Here is a 19,248-nt window from a genome sequence, read left to right as displayed (position 1 = left end):
CGATCGAGAGGATGGTAAGGATGAGCGAATCGAATCAGGAGTATATCGTCATCTCGGGTGCGAGAGAAAACAATCTCAAAAACGTTTCCTTGCGCATTCCCAAGCGGAAGATCACGATTTTCACCGGGGTATCCGGGTCCGGCAAGTCATCGATCGTCTTCGATACGATCGCCGCAGAATCTACGCGCCTGCTGAATGAGAACTTCAGCATGTTCGTGCGCACTTTCCTGCCCCGCTACCCGCAGCCGGATACGGACGCGATCGAGAATTTGAGCATGGCTGTCATTGTGGATCAAAAGCGGCTGGGCGGCGGTTCCCATTCCACGATGGGCACGATTACCGATATTTCTCCCATTCTCCGTCTGCTTTTTTCCCGGGTGGGTCAGCCTTATGTGGGACAAGCGAACATGTTCTCGTTTAACGACCCGCAAGGCATGTGTCCCGAGTGCAGCGGGCTCGGCCGCAAATTAGGCGTTGATATGAGCAAGGCGCTGGATAGGTCCAAATCGTTGAATGAAGGGGCAATCATGCTGCCGGATTATACGGTGGGCGGATGGGATTGGTCGATGCTCGTACAGGCTGGGTCTTACGATCTCGACAAAAAGCTGAGCGATTTTTCGGATGAAGAGCTGGAGCAGCTGCTGTACGGCAAGGCGAAGAAAGTGGAGACGCAGTTCGGCGGGAAGACGGTAAATATTACAGTGGAAGGCGCCATCGAGAAGTTTACCAACAAGTACATCAAGCAGGATGTGAAGACAAAGTCCGAACGCACACAAAAAGCTGTCATGCCGTACATCTCCGAGGGGCCTTGCTCAAGCTGCCGCGGCGCGAGGCTGAGTCAGGCCGCGCTCAGCTGCAGGATCAATGGGCTCAACATCGCGGAGATGTCCTCCATGGAGGTCGGAGAGCTAATCCGCGTCATTCGGGAAATAGACAACGCGATCGCCGTGCCGATCGTCAAATCGCTGACGGAACGGTTGCAGCATTTGGTGGATATCGGGCTTGACTACTTGACGCTGGATCGTGAGACGGATACGTTGTCCGGCGGCGAGTCGCAGCGCGTCAAGATGGTGAAGCATTTGAGCGGCAGTCTGGTGGATGTCACGTACATTTTCGATGAGCCAAGTGTTGGCTTGCATCCCCGTGACGTCCACCGGTTAAACGGGTTGCTTCAGAAGCTGCGCGACAAGGGCAATACCGTAATTGTCGTCGAGCATGATCCCGATGTGATCAAGGTGGCGGATCATATCGTCGACGTCGGGCCGCATGCCGGCAGCCGCGGCGGTACCATCGTGTATGAAGGAAGCTACCAGGGCTTGCTGGAGTCAGGTACGCTGACAGGCACCCATATGAAGCGGCCGCTCCAGTTGAAGCACGATTGCAGACAGCCGTCCGGCAAGCTGTCCATCCAGAATGCCACCTTGCACAACCTGAAAAACGTGAGTGTCGATATTCCAACCGGCGTGCTGACCGTGGTTACGGGTGTCGCCGGCTCGGGCAAAAGTACGCTGATTCACGAAGTATTCCTCCGTCAGCATCCGGATGCGATCGTCATCGACCAATCGGCGATAGGGGTATCCACACGCTCGAATCCCGCGACATACACGGGCATTATGGATGATGTACGCAAGGCGTTTGCTTCGGCGAACAAGGTCAACCAAGGCTTGTTCAGCTTTAACTCCAAAGGGGCTTGCGAAAATTGCCAAGGGCTTGGTGTTGTATATACAGACCTGGCATTCCTTGACAGCGTAAAGCTGCCATGTGAAGTGTGCGGAGGCAGACGGTTCAAGGAAGAGGTGCTCGCGTACAAGCTGAACGGCAAGTCAATTGCAGAAGTGCTGGAGATGACTGTGGAGCAGGCATTGGAGTTTTTCCAGCTAAAAGAAGTTGTGCGCAAGCTCCAGGCGATGAGTGATGTGGGGCTGAACTATATTACACTCGGCCAGCCGCTCAGCACGCTCTCGGGCGGGGAATGCCAGCGCATCAAGCTGGCGAGCGAGCTGCATAAGAAAGGCAGCATCTACGTGATGGACGAACCGACGACCGGCCTGCATATGTCAGATATCGGCCACCTTCTCGGGATCATGAACCGCCTCGTGGATGCCGGCAACACGGTGATCGTCATCGAGCACAACCTCGATGTGATCAGCCAAGCGGATTGGATCATCGATATGGGACCGGACGGAGGCAGCAAGGGCGGCCAAGTGGTGTTCGAGGGCACACCGACGCAAATTATCCATGCGGAGCAGTCGATCACGGGAAGATATTTGAAGCAATAGAAACAGACGTATGCGCAAAAAGGCTGCTGATAGAATCGGCAGCCTTTTCTTTGCTTTTGTCTTTTATCCAGTCATGAATATTTTCCCTTCATCCCACCAACGAGAAGGTGAGCAGTAGTCGTATCACCGCAGCGAAGGGATTTGGGGCAAAAAGTGAAGCGATGCCTTTGTCCCTGCCAGCAGAGGCGGTGCCAAAAAAGGGGAACGTCTTTCGCGCCACGTCTACATCCTTGAGATACACCCGCCGCGCAGCGTGTGGCTTATCGATTTCAAATGGGGCTATAAAGAATAGCAGGCAGCGCAAACGGGGGAGGTGAAAACCTCCCCTTTACTCATCGGCGTGGCTGAGCAAAAACTCCTTGAACAGATGCGCGATCCCGGTCGTCTTGCGGTTTTTCAGCGCAATGATCTCGAAGTTGCGCTTGATTTTGGGCATTCCGGCGATGGCGATCGTTTTTAATTGCCCGCTCGCCACCTCGTCTTTTACCGCATACTGGGATAAAAACGCGATGCCGACCCGGGCCTTGATCATCTGCTTGACCAGCACGAAATTGTCCACTTCCATGACGATGTTGAGAGTAAGCCCTTGCTTGTCAAACGCCTCTTTCACCAAAATCCAGTCTTGCGAACCGCGGTTGAACAAAATGAACGGCTCTGCCGCGATTTGCTCCGGCGTGACCACGTCCAGCTTGCTGAGCGGATGATCGGGATGCACGACCAAAAGCATCTCGTCGCTCATGAGATGCCGGTTTTCGATCTGGGGATGGTCGACATTCCGGGAGATGCCAAACGGAACCTCGCAGTTGAGCACCATGTCGACAACCTGGTGGGAGTGGCCGGTATGCACAATGAGCCGCACCTTGGGGTATCGCCGATGGAAGTCCGCGAGCAGTGTAGGCAGCAGATGGTTGGCGGCGGTCATGACGGAACAGAAGCGAAGCTCCCCTTCCACGGCGTTTTTCATTTGCTGCAGGACGAGGCGGCCGTCGTTCATATGCTGCATGACTTTTTCGGCATACGGCAGAAAGGCCTTGCCTTCCTCGGTCAAAACGACAATTTTGCCTGAGCGCTCAAAGAGGACGGTTCCCAGCACGGTTTCCAGCGATTGCACGCGCGAGCTGACGGACGGTTGGGTGAGGTAGAGAAATTCACCGGCTTTGCTGAAGCTGCCGGTCGATGCGACACAGAGAAACGATTCGATCTGATCTAGGTTCATGGTAGGTTCGCCTCGTAGCTTGTAGAGTTACCTTTATTATAGAAAATTGCGGAAGGGTGCAAAAGATTTGAATTGAAAATTATCGAAATTTTAAAACAAGATGCCTTTACAGCAAAAGACGCATTTTGCTATAATCGGCTCAATTAATTAGAATTCTAAGTAATTTGCGAAAAAGGAGAGAGCAGGTTGCCATCCAAGAAAGCGGATCACATCACAGAAGAATTGACCAGCCTGGAGCTGAAGCAGCTCGCCAATCTGCTGACGAACGCCCACAATCTGCAATTGGAAAAGTACGGCATCACCGTTGCCCAGTTCGGCGTGCTGCATTTTCTGAAAAAAACGGACGGGCTGACCCAGAGCGAACTGCAGCAAAAGCTCGGGATCAAAGGCTCTTCCATGACCAGCCTTTTGGAGCAGCTGGAGAAAAAAGAGCTGATCGACCGGATGGTTTGCCCGGAGGATGGGCGGGCCAAGCGGATTTACCTCAGCGCCAAAGGCCGCCGCTTTTTTGATGAGCAGGTGTGGGGCATCTTTCGCAGCTTTGAGGAGAAGCTGCTGGCCAATTTCACGGAGCAGGAGCGTGCCTTGCTGGTATCGTGGCTGGTGCGGCTGCGCCAAAATATCGAAAGCTATTTATAGGAGGGGACAGAATGGAAAAGCACTGGGAGGAAGCAGCAGGACGGATTCATGCGCGTGCGCTGGTGGCGGATGCGCACTTTGATTTGCTGATGGACGTGGAGATCCAGCGCAAGCGCGGACGCACGCGTGTGATTGAAAGCGATTACTTGCCGGAGTTTGTGCGCGGCGGCGTCAAGACAATCGTGGCGGCGGTATTTGTGGAATCAGAGTTTTTGCCGGAAATGGGGTTGCGCAAGGCGCTGAATCAAATAACGGCGCTGCATGCCGAGGTGGCCGAGTCGCCGGATCGCCTCATGATTTGCCGGACGATGCAGGATGTCGAGCGGGCCGTCGCGGAAAACAAGCTGGGCTTTGTCCTGTCGCTCGAAGGCGTGGAGCCGATCGGCGATGATCTCACTTTGGTACGCACCTTTTACGAGCTGGGTGTGCGCAGCATCGGGCTCACGTGGAGCCGCCGCAACTATGCTGCGGACGGCAGTCACTATTCAAAAGTGAAGGAAGGCAAAGAGGGCGGATTGACCGCGTTTGGCGTGCAAATTCTCGAGGAGGCAGCGCGGCTTGGCATTGCCATCGATGTGAGCCACATCAACGACTCCGGCTTTTGGGACGTGATCGCGTTCAGCGAAAAGCCGGTGATCGCCTCGCATTCCAATGCGCGCAGCATTACAGACTCGTCGCGCAACCTGACAGACGAGCAAATCAGGGCGATTGCAGCGACGAACGGCGTCATCGGGCTGAATGCAGCCAGCATGTTTACGGCGGATACGGACGAACGCTCGACGATCGCGGGCCTGGTCGATCATGCCGAGCATATCATCAAGCTGGTCGGCGTGGAGCATGTGTGTCTGGGGCTCGATCTGTGCGACCCGTTCATGAAATACATATCGCCTGAGACGATCGCCCGTTTTCCGCGCGTTCCGTTTGATGTCGTGAAAGGGCACGGGCAGCTTGCCGCGCTGACGGCGGAGCTGTTGCAGCGCGGCTACAGCGAGAGCGATGCCGAAAAGATTTTGGGGAAAAATCTGATGCGCGTCTTTGCGAGCGTGTGGAAATAAAGCGGGGTGCGGACATGACGGCAAGCGGTGCTACGCAATCGGACTTTTCCTTGTACAAATCCGGTATTTATTGTGCAGACGTTTCGTTTGTCAACGGCACGGTTCTGCTCGCGGCGAAAGGGCAGCCGGGAGAGGTAGAGGATTACCTCTTGCCGCTTGCGCTGTTGGCCGCGCAGGAGGCGTCGCTCAATAGCATCGATTGGGATGCTGCCGATGAAATTGTGACCTCGGAGGGAGCGCTCTTCCAACGCTTCGACCGAATCGACGGAGAATGTGCGGGCGTTGCCAAAACCGCATGGCTATGGGCCAGACGCGGGGAAAAGATGCCCGTCGATCTGGTCGTTTGCGAGCGGGAGATCATCGGGTACTGCATCAATGGCCGCGGTGACAGCGAGATGCTGATCAAAAACGGCTACGAGCCGCTGACGCCGCTCATGCTTTGGCAGGAGGCGGGCTTGTCGCGGGAGGCAGGGAGGGCTGCCCACCAAGGCACGGTTTTTGTCCCGATGCGCGATGGCGTCAGGCTGGCAACAGAAGTATGGCTGCCGGAGAACCTTTCGGCAGGGGAAAAAATCCCGGCGATTCTCGTGCGCACGCCGTATGGACGCAAGACAAAGGCGAACGGCGATGTCCGCTGGCTGCGGTTCGTGCAGCGCGGCTATGCGCTGGTCGTGCAGGACACGCGCGGACGCGGCGAGTCGGAAGGCGTCTGGGTGCCGAAAATCCATGAGCTGGCAGATGGCGACGATACGCTAAACTGGATCGCAGCACAGGAATGGTCGGACGGCGGAGTCGGCATGATCGGCGGCTCTTACGGCGGTTTTGTCCAATGGGCGGCTGCGGCGAGCGGCAACAAGCATTTGAAGGCGATTGTCAGCTATGTCACGGTAGGCAGCGCGTTCGGCGACATCCCCCGGACGAACGGGATGATCCCTTCGGGCGTGTTGACCTGGACGTTCATGATGGCAGAGCAGGACCAAAATCCGGATGCGGCCAACCGGACGGACTGGGAGGAAGTCATCAAGCTGCGGCCGATCAAGGATATTCCGAAAATGGTGCTGGGTAAAGACATTCATTTTTGGAACGAATGGATGAGCCATCCGGATTACGATGAATTTTGGGCGCAGTCGGATTGGGTGAACATGGGCGAGCAGATCGATGTGCCGTCCTTGCTGATCTCCGGCTGGTATGACGATGACAGCGTCGGGACGTCGGAAGCATGGAACCTGCTTGTGCGCCATCAGCGGAACCATCGCCGGATGATTCTCGGCCCTTGGCATCACAAGGCCAACACCGCACGCGAAATCCACAACATTCCGTTCGGCAACAACGCGATCCGCTATGATCTCGACTTGATCCAGCAGCAATGGTTCGACCGGTTTTTGAAAGGCTGCGAAAACGGTGTGGACGCCAAGCCGCAAGTCGAATACTACATGGTTGGCGAAAACGAATGGAAGTCGTCGGACAGCTGGCCGCCGGCAGAAGCGGTATACACGCCGTTTTACTTGCACAGCACAGGCGCGGCGAATACGGCTGCGGGCGACGGGATGCTTGGCCGCGAGGAACCGGGGGAGGAAAAGCCGGACATGTACAGCTTTGACCCGTTGGACCCGGCACCGTATTTGATCGACATGACGGAAAATGAATGCAGCGTGCCGGAAAATTATCGCGAGGTCGAGGAGCGTCAGGACGTGCTCGTCTTTACGTCGCCGCCGCTCGAAGAAGACGTGGCGATTGCCGGCGAGATCAGCGCAGTGCTGTACGCGGCCAGTTCGGCCAAAGACACGGACTGGGTCGTGCGCCTGACGGATGTGGACGAGGCGGGCAATTCGATCCGGCTGTCCGATGGCATGGTTCGCGCGCGATACCGCCATTCCTATTCGCAGCCCGAGCTGCTTGAACCCGGCAAGGTGGAAGCGTGCGAGGTTAGGATGACAAAGGTCGCGAACGTGTTCAAAAAGGGGCACCGCATCCGCGTCTCCGTCATGTCCGGCGCCAAAAACCTGATCTTCCCCAACCAAAATACGGGAAATGACCCCGCGTCCGATACGGAGATGATCGTGGCGCTGCAGACGGTCCATCACGATAAAACCTGTCCGAGCCACATCCGGCTGCCGATTTTGCCGAAGAACTAACGGCATGTGCGACAAAATAGAAAAAAGGAGTGCTTCGATCATGTCAAACATGGAACAGCGTTTGCGCGAATTAGGCTACGAACTGCCGGAGCCGCCAGCCGTGATGGCCAATTATGTGTCATGCGTACAGACGGGCAACCTGATTTTTACGTCGGGAGCCGGCTGCTATATCGGTGGAAGTCCCAAATATACCGGTCGACTCGGCGAGCAAGTCACGATCGAGCAAGGATATGAAGCAGGCAAAATTACGGTGCTGAATTTGCTCGCCATCTTGAAGGCACATCTGGGCGATCTGGACCGGATCGAGCGGATCGTCAAGCTGTTCGCCTTGGTCAGCAGCGCCCCTGATTTTTACGACCAGCCGAAAGTCATCAACGGCGCTTCCGATTTTCTCATTGAAATCATGGGGGAGCGCGGCAGGCACGCGCGGGTCGCTGCCGGAACCTCGGTGCTGCCGTTCAACAATCCGATCGAGATCGATTTGGTCGTGGAAGTGAAGGAGTAAGCGAGGTGCCCAGATAATCGTTGACAAGAAAATGCGGTGCATGGTACTTTTTATAACACACTAATTAACTAGGAATTAAAAGGTTTGTCAACGAAAAACAAGCGGAAAAGCCGATCGGTCAACCGAAGGCTCCCAATCACTGATGGATGTTCGTCCTGTCGGTATGGGAGTCTTTTTTTGTTTCCCCGAAATTTCAGTTGAGAGGTGGGTGTTCACCTTTCCCCGACATCAAATCCTCACTTGACAAGTCGGAATAGTTGGGATTAAACTTTTAACAAGATTTTACTGTTGGAAAAGGAGAGAATGGTATGGAAGCCAGCGGGATCGCTGCCGCTCGCTTCCGTTACCGGGTTGGAAATCACGTTGGCCGCTGGCCGTGTTCATAGAAAACGAGCCCAAAACTCATGGAGGTGTGTAGCATGGCGTCCGTTCTTATCATCGGTGGGGATCGCCTCGGCAGGATCGTCGATCTCCTGCAAGGCAACGGTTTTCAGGAAATCAATCATATCACGGGTCGGAAGGCTTCGCAGGTAAAGGTGAAAATACCGGTCAATACCAATATGATTCTGGTGCTGACCGACTTTGTGAATCATAACCTGTCGACTTCCATCAAAGTAAAAGCAAAGGAGCAGAACCTGCCGATCATGTTCTGTAAACGCTCGATCTCGGAACTGGTCAAAGTGTTGCCGCCGAAGCGGTTGGCTTAGTTGCTTTTCGGCGTCGATGCCTTGCCGAGCTGATCGAGGCTTTTGAACTCGTAGCCTTGCTTGCGCGCTGCATCGATGATCCCGGCGAGCGCTTCGGTGTTATCCTTCGAAACCGAGTGCAGCAGAATGACGGCGCCCGGGTGCAATTGGGCCATCACCTGATCAAATGCGTACTGCCGCCCGCGCTGTGCGTTCGTTTCCCAGTCGCGGTATGCGACCGACCAGAACACATTGGTGTAGCCGAGCTTTTTGGATACGGCTAGCGTCCGGTCGCTGAAAATGCCGCGCGGCGGGCGCAAATAGGCCATCTCCTGCTGGCCGGTGACTTTGGCGACAGCCTCCTTGACAGAGTCCAGCTCTTCCTTGATTTTGGCATCCGACACCGTTGTCATGTCAGGATGGCTCCACGAGTGGTTGCCGATCAAATGGCCTTCCTGCACCATGCGCTTCAAAAGCTCTGGCTGTTCCTTGACGTAATGCCCGGTTACGAAAAAGATCGCGGGCACCTTCTTTTCCTTCAGCGTGTCGAGAATGCGCGCCGTGAAGCCATTTTCATAGCCGTTGTCAAAGGTGAGATACAGCTCTTTTTTCGTCGTATCCCCGAGAAAAACCGCGCCATGCTTGTCGATGATCGGTTTGAAGCCTTCTTCCGTGATCGATGGCAGTTGGCCGTTCTTGCTTTTTTTGAAGCCGAAATGGTACGTTCCGCCGTTCGGGGCTGCCGATGATGCGATGGGCTGGACCAGCAGCAGGACAGCCGAAAGCAGAAGCATTGCAAAACGTTTCATGAATGGACACACTCCTTGCACCAGAATCTCTCCCGGTAGTGTGCCCCGCTAGACAGATTCGCATGTGTCGACGGTTTTTTGCTTCACCAAGGAATATTGCAAAAAACCTCCTCCGACGAGCAAAACAGCCGCAATGACAAACAAAATCTCCCCTCCGCTGTACATGAAAATCCACCCGCCGATGACAGGGCCAAGCGTCCGCGAAATATCCCAATGAATCCCATAGAGCGAGAAATAGCGCCCGCGTTTATCGATCGGCGCAACAGTGGCGACATGGTTGAGCAAGTGGGTCAAGCCAATCGCTTCGCCGATCACCAGGAACAGTTCGGCGACCAGCAAAAGCGCGAAGCTTTTGGCAAAGCCATACCCAAGCGCTGCAACCGCATAACAGCTCGCTGCGATGATGACGATGCGGCCCAGCGGCAAGCGCTCGGTCTTTTTCACGAGCCATAGCTCCAGCGAGATGGCCAAGACGGCTTTGGCGGTGGCGAGGCCGGCGATGACTGCGACATCGTTTGGGAAGCTTTGCTGCACATACAGGCGGAAGGTCGTTTCCGTCTGGGCGTAAAAGAAGCTGATCGGCAGCGCGCTCGCCATCAACAGCAGCACATAGCGGTAGTCATGCAGCGCGGTGCGCAAGGAAAAACGCGGCTGCGGAAATGGCTGCTTTTTTTGGCCTGCGTTCGGTTCCATGCCCGCAAGAGGTGCTGTCTCCCCGGTTTTTCGCCAGACAAGCATCGTATAAAGAAAAATCACCAGCGCGTCGATCCCGAAAAGATAGGCGGGCTCATAGGCATAAATCAACACACCCAGAAGCGGTCCCATCGTTTGGCCGACATAGCCGGCAGTGGAAAGCAAACTCATCACTTCCGGCCGCAGCGCATCGGAGACGGTGTCCGCAATTTGGGCACGCTGCGCAGGAATGTAAAAGGAGCGGGCCGTTCCCAAAGCCATATATAAGAGGGCGAATGCCCAGACCGAATCGGCGAACATGAATCCTGCCATCGCGCACGCTTGTACCAGAAGCGCGAGGACGATGACCGGTTTGCGTCCGAGCCGATCGGTGACGCCGCCGCCAAACATCGTGACCACAATGTCGGTCAGCGGCTGCAGCCCCACGATCACCATCGGCAGCATGATGGAGCCGCCCAGCTTCTCATGCAGGTACAGGATGAGAAAAGGGGCCATCATCGAGCCGGACAGACTGGTCAACAGCTCGCCTGACAGCCGAATCCAAACAATGGTATGATAGCGGGTAGAAAGTGATGTGAGTATTGATTTCATCCTGAACGCCTCCTTGGTTTCGCCTCATTGTACGCCGGGGGGCCAAGGGGAAAAAGGGCAGGATTTGCTGGGCCATTTTTTCATGTTTTGAATTGGGAGAGAGTGCGGTGCAATTGATTGATGACTACATGCGGCTCTTTGGGCACAAACCGGATGCCGCCATCGGGAGCGAGATTCCGTTTTCGCTTTCTGAGGTGGCGGCCGCGCTGTGCTGTACGCCGCGCAATGGCAAACTGATTCTGGGCAGACTGATCGAGCGGAACTGGATCAGCTGGATGCCGGGGCGGGGAAGAGGCAATCGTTCACACATCAAATTTCTCGTCGAGCCGGTCGCCATGATCGACGGGGTCGCCAGGGAGTGGGTACACCAGGGACATGTTCAAAAAGCGCTGGCCCTCATCGAAAAGCATGCGGAGGCGCACCCTGCCTTGTCCGACCGCTTTTCCCAATGGTTCCGGGGCTATTTCGGGATGCATCATCTGAGTGTTGGGGAAAAGACGGTTGATACGCTGCGCCTGCGGCTGGACTTTCCTGTCACAGGACTCGATCCCGCAGCGGCGTGGCTTCGGTCCGACAGCCATATGCTCAAGCAGGTGTACAATACGCTTGTCGCCTATCATCCGGCGACAGACACAGTCGACCCGATGCTGGCCTATCATTGGGAAATGAACGAGCGCGGTGATGTTTGGACGTTTTTTTTACGGAAGGGCGTGCTGTTTCACCATGGCCAGCCGCTGCGGGCTATTGATGTCGTGGCGTCTTTCGCGCGAATCCGGGATCGGGACGACTCGCATTACCGCTGGATGCTAGCAGGGATCAAGCGGATCGAGGCGGTGGCCGAGCGGGTGATCCGCTTTGAGCTGGAGCAGCCGAACCATCTGTTCCTGCAGCTTTTGGCAAGCGAGTATTTGAGTATCGTGCCGGCGGAATATGCCGAGGTGATGGGAGCTGAATTTGCCCGTCTGCCCGTGGGGACCGGTCCGTTTAGAGTCGTGCGCAACGATGAATCGATGCTTGTGCTGGAGGCGTTTTCCTCGTATTTTCGCGAGCGGGCGCATCTCGATCGGATCGAATTCGTCGTTTTGGGAGAGCACGGGTTGGCAGACAAGCTGCTGGATGAATCGGCGTACGGGATTCGCTATGAGTCAGTGCTTGCAGGCAGGCAGCTGCCCGCGTCGATTCGCGGCTGGAGGCAGCTGGAGCGGACGGAGTCGTGCGTGCAGTACATCGCCTTCAACATGCGTAAAAACGGCCCGCTCGCCGACAAACGATTTCGCCAGGCGCTAGCGCTCATTCTCGATGGCGCTCGCCTGACAACCGAGCTTGGTGGAAACAGGTGCGAACCGGTGCGGCGCATGATGCCGGGGGCGAATCTTTTCGCGGCGGATGCGGAGCGCGCCGACCCGGCCATGCTGCTCGCGCAATGCGGATATGCAGGAGAAGTGCTGCGGCTGCACACGTTCCCCGATGACGATCATCGCGAAGATGCGGCATGGATCGAGGCACAGTGCGCCCGGTACGGGATAAAGGTAGAGAGTGCCTTTTTCGACGCACAGACGCTGCTCACACCGGCCTGCATCGGGGCAGCCGACATCATCCATGACAGCGCGTCCATCGGGGAGGACGTCGAGGTGTCGCTGGTGCATGTTTGGCTGGCTGGTCACAGCTTCGTGCAGCAGTTGCTGGATGCAGCGACGCAAGCCACCATCGCCAAGCGGGTGAAGCTGCTCTATGGCATGAAGGAGCGCGGGCAACGCCTTCGGCAATTGGCCGAGCTGGAAGATGAGTTGCTGGACGCTTTTGCCTATCACCCGCTGTACCGCAATGAAGCGAGACTTCTCGCGCATCCGGATCTCGCGGGAGTCACGATCAACGAGCAGGGCTGGGTCGAGTATGCCAAGCTGTGGTTTCGCTAGCGCGCCGTGATGAGTTCAGGGCTGTCCATCATGATCGGCGGTAATCGCAAACAAGGCATGGTCTTCCCATACGCCATTGATCTTCAAATAGTTCAGCGCAAGCCCTTCACGGCGGAATCCCGCCTTTTCCAAAACGCGGATGGAGCCGACGTTGCGCGGCATGACGCCAGCCTGGATGCGATGCAAACCGGCTTGTCCAAACGCGAATCGGGTGACAAGCTGCACGGCTTCCGTCATATAACCGCGCCCATTGTGGGCTTGATCCATAAAGTAGCCGAGATTGGCATTCTGAAACGGGCCGCGGGCCACGCCGGTCAGTGCCACACGCCCGATCAGCTCGTCCGTTTCCGTCAAAAAGATGCCGAACGTATAGCCTTGATCATGGTCCGCAGCATGGTTGCCTGTAGCAATGTCTTTTTCCTGCCCTTCCAAGGTCAGAAAGGAATCGGGGCGGATCGGCTCGAATGGTTGAAAAAACGCCCGGTTTCTCAGGCGCAAGGCAAGCAAGGCAGGGGCATCGGAGAGTTCCAGTTTTTTGAGGGTAATGTGGTCAGTGCGCATGTTTCCAGTCCTTTTTTTCATAGTTTGGAGAATAATGATAATAGCACCGGGACTCCCCCATTTCAAGGGAGTTTACTCCATATACTTCCGGTAGTCGTCGTCATCGACCTTTTGGCTCTTTTGCAAGTAAATCGAATTGTCCGCGCTGTAAATATGACCGATTCCGGTCAAAATCGAGACAAGCAAAAAGATCAGGCTGTACCCGGCCATCCAGTGATCCGTGGCAAAACAGGTCACGATCGATGCAATGAGCACGAGCACCGTGGTATACACCAGCTTTTTCATCGTTTATCACCCCCAATATTTTACATACGTGAAAGGAAAGACGAAAGTTTCATCGCATTTGTATGACAAGGAGGAATGGACCAGATGGGCAAAAAACCGGCAGAATGGCCGATTCTCTTTTTTTCAAATCAGGAAGAATGGGAGCGCTGGCTGGAAGCCAATTGCGACTCGGCAGACGGCGTCAGGCTAAAGCTTGCCAAAAAGCAGACGGGAGAACCGTCGCTCACCTATGAGGAAGCGGTGGAGGGGGCCTTGTGCTTCGGCTGGATCGACAGCCAGAAGGAAGCGCTGGATGAGACGAGCTGGATTCAGCGCTTCTCGCCGCGCGGACCCAGGAGCATCTGGTCACAGATCAACAAGGAAAAAGCGGAGCGGCTCATCGCGAGCGGCCGGATGCGTGAGCCCGGTTTGCGAGCCGTCGAGCGTGCCCGTGAAAATGGAAAATGGGATGCCGCCTATGCCTCGCAGAGCAAGACGGAAATTCCCACCGAATGGGCGAGCGAGCTTGCGAAACATCCGCGGGCACAGTCATTTTTTGAGACGCTGGACAGCCGCAACCGCTATGCCATCCTGTTTCGCATCCAGACAGCCAAGAAGGAAGAGACGAGGCGTCAGCGGATCGAGCAGTTCGTCAGCATGCTGGAAAAAGGAGAAACGATCTACGGTCCAACAAAAAAAGGCCGTTAGCGCGCGAGGTCTTTTCACTCAGGTATATAGAGGATACATTGGCGAAAAAATTGTTTCAGCAAGGGCGAACATGTCAGGTGGGCGCAGAAGAACACAGAAAGGATTTCGAGAATATTGCAGGAACATCCACACATTCATCCGGAATGCGCGAAAGCGATCGATCAGCTCAAACGTATGAAAAATCCCAAGTTCCCTGATTTCGTCGCATTGCGGACCTACGGGCAAGACCGCTATTCGGCGATGGGGTGGGAAGAGCTGCAGCACTACATCAATGAGCAGACCATCGTGATCGTCGAGCAATTCGAGGATGAGCACAACATCATGTCGGCGCTGCGCTGGGTAGCGAGAGGCTTGCCGGTATCGCTTGCCATCCGCAAAGTGCGCGCGGACTATTCCATGTACGGATTCAGAGGGAGAAACTAGCGTGGAGGGAACATGGAGCTGACACAGCAAGCTGGGCTTTCGCAAGATCGGATTGTTTGAAGAAGTGACATTTTAATCGACACCTGGGGAATGAAAAGTTGGGGACATCCATCCTCAACTTTTTTGTTTTCACGTACGTTGATTTGCAGCAAGTCCAAAAATGCTAACTTTAGTTAGGTTTTTCACTTGTGCCGATATTCTACAATCATTTGATGAAGAGAGTTGAATGAGCAATGAAATAATCGAAAAAATCAGTCAGGATGTGAAGCAATGGTATTTCGGTTTGATCAGACCAAAAAAGTGTTTACTGTCTTGCTATCGACCAGTGTGATTTTAACCATGACGACAGAGGCGCTCGCATCGCCAAATACCCGCATTCAGCCAGATCGGACAAGCGTTGCGGCAGCGACAAGTGCCGAGCGGCAGCTGGAAGTGAAGACCGTGACAGCAGCAAACGGGATCATCACGGTAAAGCTGACAGGGAAACCGGAGAAAAGCCCCGATCCGGACGATTTTACGTTTCTGCAAAAAATCGATCAACAAAGGGAAAGAACCGTTAGGGTGACAAGCTTCACATGGGATGCCGGACAAAACACGGTGAAGGTTGCATACAAGCCCATTGCCGCAGCGAAGGAAAAACAAAGCGTGTTGGTCAGCGTTCTCTGTCACGGGGTGAAGACAGAGGCTGACGTGTTCACAATCGCTAAGCGAAATGCAAAAGTGGCGGACGTGCTGCTCTTCAATCACGCTGCAGATTTCGTCTTGACGCCGGATGCGGATGATTCCGATTTGCTGTTGACGGCCATTGCCAAAGATGCGGACGGCAATATCGTCGCGGGGAAAAAAGTCGCATGGTCGTCCGATAACGAGGACGTCGTGACAGTCGATAAAAACGGCAAGGTCGCGGCTGTCGGGACCGGCACGGCAACCATTACCGCCACCATCGAGAAAAAATCCGCAAGCGTGAAAGTGAAGGTCGTTGATGATTCCGCCGCGATGTCAGATGTTTCGGCCACAAATGGCGTGGTCACCGTGACTTTGCTGAAAGCGCCGGAAAAGGCGCCGAAGCTGCGGGATTTTGCTTTTACCAAACAGATCGATAATCAAAAAGCGCAAAAGCTGTCCGTAACCGGGTTTACATGGGATGAAGCAAGCCGTACTGCCCGTTTTACCTTTCAATCGTTGACAGCTGCTGCCAAAAAACAGCAGGTTGTCATCAGCGCGAGCTATGCGGATGCAAAACTGGATGCCGCTGCGTTTACCATTGCGGCCAAAAATGCGAAGGTCAAGCAGCTTCAGATTGTACCTGCGGATGATGCCGAATTGATGGTGGATTCCGAACGGGACGAATTGCAGCTCGTTGCGATCGCTGCGGACGCTGAGGGGAATATCGTCGCAGGCAAAACGGTTTCGTGGCGATCCGATAACACCGATGTTGCCACCGTTGATCGCAATGGGAACGTGAAGGCGATCGGTGTCGGTACAGCGACGATTCGCGCCACTGTGGATGGCAAATCCGATACCATTCAGATCACCGTGAAGCCAGCCGCGAATCCTGCCGTGACGCTCGGGATCTCGATGCTTGACGAATCGCCAGCAAATGACGGCAACGTTCCCGGCGTGCAAACGGTCACGCTCGCCCATGGTTTTTTTGCCGAGCGGGCGGATGCTTCCGATATTACCGTCAATCATCTCCCGGCCGGCTTGGGCATCAGCGTGACGCGCACGAGCAAAACGCAGCTGACCGTTTCGTTTACAGGGGCGGCAGTAAATCATGCGGCGGCTGACAGCAGAAACGACTTGAGTATAACGATTGCCAAGGCCGCTCTTGCAGGCGCAAAAGGAAGCGTTACGACGGACACATTCGGGATTCGCTTTGCCGATCCGATTATCGTCGCGCCACCGGGACCGGTTGCGGTAATGCTTGCGACAGGATCTTTGGGCACAGCGGGATACGGGAAAATTACGGGGTTGCAAGCGGGTGTAAAATATGTCGTTACCTCGTCAGGGAAAACATACGGCGTTCAGGCAAACGGCAGATTAGGCGCTGAAAACGCACCGGCGGAAGCATTAGCGGGGACAGAGATCATCGGCTTGACGAACGGGGCGACGTATAAAGTCGAAGAGGAAGCGGCAGTCGTGGAGCGGGCACTCGTGGCTGCTTACCGAAATGCAGCGAGCCCCTCCGTGATCGACAGTCTACTGGCAGCCAACCAGCTGGGGCTGACAGTAACAGGTTACGAAGGGTTGGATGACACCGGGAAAGCAGCTGTAGCGGCGGAGCTGTTCGGTCAGAAAGCGGCGTTTACCAGCAAATTGGCGATTCAAAATGCGTTGAACACAGCGGTGGCGCACGCCCAAGAGGCAGCGGCAGAGCAGGCGAATGTCAATGCGTACAAAAATGCGGTTGACGCGGCGGCAATCCAAGCTTTGCTGGATGCGGCTCCAAACGCGCTTGGTCTCAATGTAACGGCCTATGCTTTGTTGGGTGACACGTACAAAGAAGCCGTAGCAGCGGAACTGTACGGTGGCAAAGTAGCTTTCATCAACAAAACGGTGATTCAAGCTGCATTGAACACAGCAGTGGCGCACGCTCAGGATGCAGCAGCAGAGCAAGCGAAAATCGATGCGTATAAAAATGCAGGCAGCGCATCAGTGATTCAGTCACTGCTTGATACGACGCCAAACGCGCTCGGTCTGGATGTCTCAGCATACGATCTGTTGGATGCCATGGGCAAAACAGCCGTAGCGGCAGAGCTGTATGGCGTAAAAGCAGCGTTTGACAGCAAAACAGCGATTCAAAATGCGCTGGACACAGCCGTTGCCAACGAGGCGAAGGTGGCGGCGTACCGTTTGGCAGCAAATGCCGCAGCAATCGGCAGCTTGCTTGCAACGAATGAATTGGGATTGACGCTTGACGACTACAATCTTTTGGATGCGCCAGGCAAGGCGGCGGTAAACGGCGTGCTGTTGGACCAAAAATCCACGTTTGCCACAAAATCCGACATCCAGACTGCCATGAATGCGACCGTAGCAAGCGAAGCAAAGCTTGCGGCATACCGAATGGCAGCAGACGCAGTCGCGCTTGCAAATTTGCTGGCAGCTAACCAGCTGGGACTCGACGTAGATGCGTTTAACCAGTTGGAGCCGGTAGGCCAGGAAACGGTTGTCGCAGAATTGAACAACCTAAAAGCGACGTTTACGACTAAAGAGACGGTCCAGACAGCATTGGATGCAGCCGTGACCAAGGAAGCCGCAGTAGCGGCGTTCAGAATGGCGGCGAACGAGTCCGACTTGCAAAGCCTGCTGGCATCTAACGCTCTTTCATTAACCGTGACCGATTATAACGGTCTGGATCCCGCAGGCAAGGCGACGGTAGCCAGCGAACTGTTTGGCAGCCGGGCTGCCTTTACCAGCAAAACAGCGATTCAGCTCGCTTTGGATACAGCGGTAGCGAAAGTGGTCGAGCAGGGGAAAGTGGCTGCCTATAAAAATGCGGCGAACGCTACCGCCATCCAGAACCTGCTGGATGCGACGCCAAACGCGCTCGGCCTGAATGTCTCAGCATACGGTCTGTTGGATGCCATGGGCAAGAATGCGGTCGCGATTGTGTTGGATGGGCAAAAAGGCGGCTTCACCAGCAAGGATGCCATCCAGGCCGTCCTGGACATAGCGGTTGCCAATGAAGCCAAAGTAGCGGCGTACCGGCTGGCTGCCGATGCGACCGGGATCGAAAGTTTACTAGCCACCAATGCGTTGGGTTTGAGTCTGGCCGATTACGACAGTCTGGATGCCGTTGGAAAAACAGCCATCGCACAAGGACTGTACGGGCAAAAAACGAGTTTTTCAAACAGAACGGACATCCAGATGGCTCTTGATGCGATCGTACCAGGGGAGGTAAAACTGGCAGCTTACCGGAAGGCGGCAGGTGGAGTTGAGATGAAAAATTTGTTGGACGCAAACTTGCTTGGCTTGACGGTTACGGGCTATAACGGACTGGACGCAAAAGGAAAGCTGGCGGTCGCGAACGTATTGCTGGGACGCAAAGCGGAATTTCGGAGTGCAGCGAATATTCAAAGCGTGCTGGATGACGCGGTGGCAAACGAAGCGCAGATTGCGGTTTATCGCATGGCGGGGGACGCTGGGGCCATCCGAAGCCTGTTGGACCAAAGCGTATTGTCATTGGATTTTGGCGACTATACGATCATTGATTCAGGCCGTCGCGATCGGGTGGCAGCGAAACTGTTTGACGCAAAGGATGAATTGAACGACACAGATAGTTTAGTGAGCACGGTCCAGCGGCTTGCTGCGATTGAAGCCATTATTCATGCCGCAGCTGCAAGGAACTGGTCTCAAGTCGATCGAGATACGTTTGTAAGAGCGAATTATCCCATCACGGCCGATGACCTGCCTTTTGTAGAGAATTCGCTGGAATACAAATACACCATGCGTGGCAATGGAGTCGGTGACTACTTTAATGATGAAGTGAATGAGATTTTCCAGCAAATCGAAAATATCGATTTCGCGATCGTTTATGAGGAGTATTACCACTGGAGTGGAATGAGCCCGATCATTTTTGTTGTTGCTGGAATTAAAGGGGTCAACGATGGCAATTTCGAAGCGGTAAAAGTTGCCGTTACAACCGCGAGAAATACAAAAGGAAGCAATCTTACCACAAAAGAAATCCAGGCAGCAGTAAACAGTCTCAGTCCCAATTGATGGAAGACAACGTAAAAAACAGCCAGGGCGTTTTTCCCTGGCTGTTTTC

Annotated in this window: 15 protein-coding genes; 10 read left to right on the top strand and 5 right to left on the bottom strand. The window is 54.9% G+C overall.

What is annotated here, in order from left to right:
* The first annotated feature begins 20 nt into the window (after positions 1–20).
* Complete coding sequence (locus ACTID9_RS22380) at positions 21–2,279, top strand: ATP-binding cassette domain-containing protein (RefSeq protein ID WP_441067074.1); 2,259 nt, start codon at positions 21–23, stop codon at positions 2,277–2,279.
* Between the two features lie 328 nt (positions 2,280–2,607).
* Here ACTID9_RS22380 and ACTID9_RS22375 read toward each other — a convergent pair whose 3' ends face one another.
* Entirely contained in the window at positions 2,608–3,495 is an 888-nt protein-coding gene (locus ACTID9_RS22375) for a LysR family transcriptional regulator (protein WP_441067073.1), read from the bottom strand.
* A 186-nt stretch (positions 3,496–3,681) separates the two neighbouring features.
* Between ACTID9_RS22375 and ACTID9_RS22370 the strand changes: the two genes are divergently transcribed.
* From ACTID9_RS22370 to ACTID9_RS22350, 5 genes are all read left to right on the top strand, one after another.
* The gene (locus ACTID9_RS22370; RefSeq protein WP_441067072.1) at positions 3,682–4,134 is read left to right on the top strand and encodes a MarR family winged helix-turn-helix transcriptional regulator; all 453 of its coding nucleotides are present in this window, start codon (positions 3,682–3,684) and stop codon (positions 4,132–4,134) included.
* An 11-nt stretch (positions 4,135–4,145) separates the two neighbouring features.
* A complete protein-coding gene (locus tag ACTID9_RS22365; protein ID WP_441067071.1) occupies positions 4,146–5,189 on the top strand; it encodes a dipeptidase in 1,044 nt (347 codons plus the stop codon).
* Between the two features lie 14 nt (positions 5,190–5,203).
* Positions 5,204–7,324: a CocE/NonD family hydrolase gene (locus tag ACTID9_RS22360; RefSeq protein ID WP_441067070.1), complete on the top strand. Its 2,121-nt coding sequence runs from the start codon at positions 5,204–5,206 to the stop codon at positions 7,322–7,324.
* A gap of 40 nt (positions 7,325–7,364) precedes the next feature.
* Positions 7,365–7,829 (top strand): RidA family protein, encoded by a 465-nt coding sequence (locus ACTID9_RS22355; protein ID WP_441067069.1) that lies wholly within the window; start codon positions 7,365–7,367, stop codon positions 7,827–7,829.
* Between the two features lie 419 nt (positions 7,830–8,248).
* Positions 8,249–8,536 (top strand): DUF2325 domain-containing protein, encoded by a 288-nt coding sequence (locus tag ACTID9_RS22350; RefSeq protein ID WP_441067068.1) that lies wholly within the window; start codon positions 8,249–8,251, stop codon positions 8,534–8,536.
* On the opposite strand, the gene pdaA is transcribed toward ACTID9_RS22350, so the two are convergent.
* Positions 8,533–9,324 (bottom strand): delta-lactam-biosynthetic de-N-acetylase, encoded by a 792-nt coding sequence (pdaA, locus tag ACTID9_RS22345; protein ID WP_441067067.1) that lies wholly within the window; start codon positions 9,322–9,324, stop codon positions 8,533–8,535. The two genes, ACTID9_RS22350 and pdaA, sit on opposite strands and share 4 nt — an antisense overlap.
* A gap of 48 nt (positions 9,325–9,372) precedes the next feature.
* Entirely contained in the window at positions 9,373–10,608 is a 1,236-nt protein-coding gene (locus tag ACTID9_RS22340) for an MDR family MFS transporter (protein WP_441067066.1), read from the bottom strand.
* Between the two features lie 107 nt (positions 10,609–10,715).
* Here ACTID9_RS22340 and ACTID9_RS22335 point away from each other — a divergent pair, with 107 nt between their 5' ends.
* The gene (locus tag ACTID9_RS22335) at positions 10,716–12,524 is read left to right on the top strand and encodes an ABC transporter substrate-binding protein (RefSeq protein ID WP_441067065.1); all 1,809 of its coding nucleotides are present in this window, start codon (positions 10,716–10,718) and stop codon (positions 12,522–12,524) included.
* Positions 12,525–12,539: 15 nt separating this feature from the next.
* On the opposite strand, the gene ACTID9_RS22330 is transcribed toward ACTID9_RS22335, so the two are convergent.
* Together ACTID9_RS22330 and ACTID9_RS22325 are read right to left on the bottom strand one after the other, a co-directional pair.
* A complete protein-coding gene (locus ACTID9_RS22330; RefSeq protein ID WP_441067064.1) occupies positions 12,540–13,085 on the bottom strand; it encodes a GNAT family N-acetyltransferase in 546 nt (181 codons plus the stop codon).
* A gap of 72 nt (positions 13,086–13,157) precedes the next feature.
* Positions 13,158–13,370: a hypothetical protein gene (locus tag ACTID9_RS22325; RefSeq protein ID WP_441067063.1), complete on the bottom strand. Its 213-nt coding sequence runs from the start codon at positions 13,368–13,370 to the stop codon at positions 13,158–13,160.
* Between the two features lie 84 nt (positions 13,371–13,454).
* Between ACTID9_RS22325 and ACTID9_RS22320 the strand changes: the two genes are divergently transcribed.
* The 3 genes from ACTID9_RS22320 to ACTID9_RS22310 all read left to right on the top strand — a co-directional run bounded on the left by ACTID9_RS22320 (position 13,455) and on the right by ACTID9_RS22310 (position 19,199).
* A complete protein-coding gene (locus tag ACTID9_RS22320; protein ID WP_441067062.1) occupies positions 13,455–14,057 on the top strand; it encodes a YdeI/OmpD-associated family protein in 603 nt (200 codons plus the stop codon).
* 114 nt (positions 14,058–14,171) lie between these two features.
* Complete coding sequence (locus tag ACTID9_RS22315; RefSeq protein ID WP_441067061.1) at positions 14,172–14,480, top strand: hypothetical protein; 309 nt, start codon at positions 14,172–14,174, stop codon at positions 14,478–14,480.
* 270 nt (positions 14,481–14,750) lie between these two features.
* Positions 14,751–19,199, top strand: coding sequence for an Ig-like domain-containing protein (locus ACTID9_RS22310; protein WP_441067060.1), 4,449 nt, complete (start codon positions 14,751–14,753; stop codon positions 19,197–19,199).
* Positions 19,200–19,248 lie beyond the last annotated feature (49 nt).

This window comes from Brevibacillus fluminis (assembly GCF_052072235.1).
GTDB classification, from domain to species: Bacteria; Bacillota; Bacilli; order Brevibacillales; family Brevibacillaceae; genus Brevibacillus_D; species Brevibacillus_D fluminis_A.
This window is presented reverse-complemented; position numbering and strand designations above follow the sequence as displayed.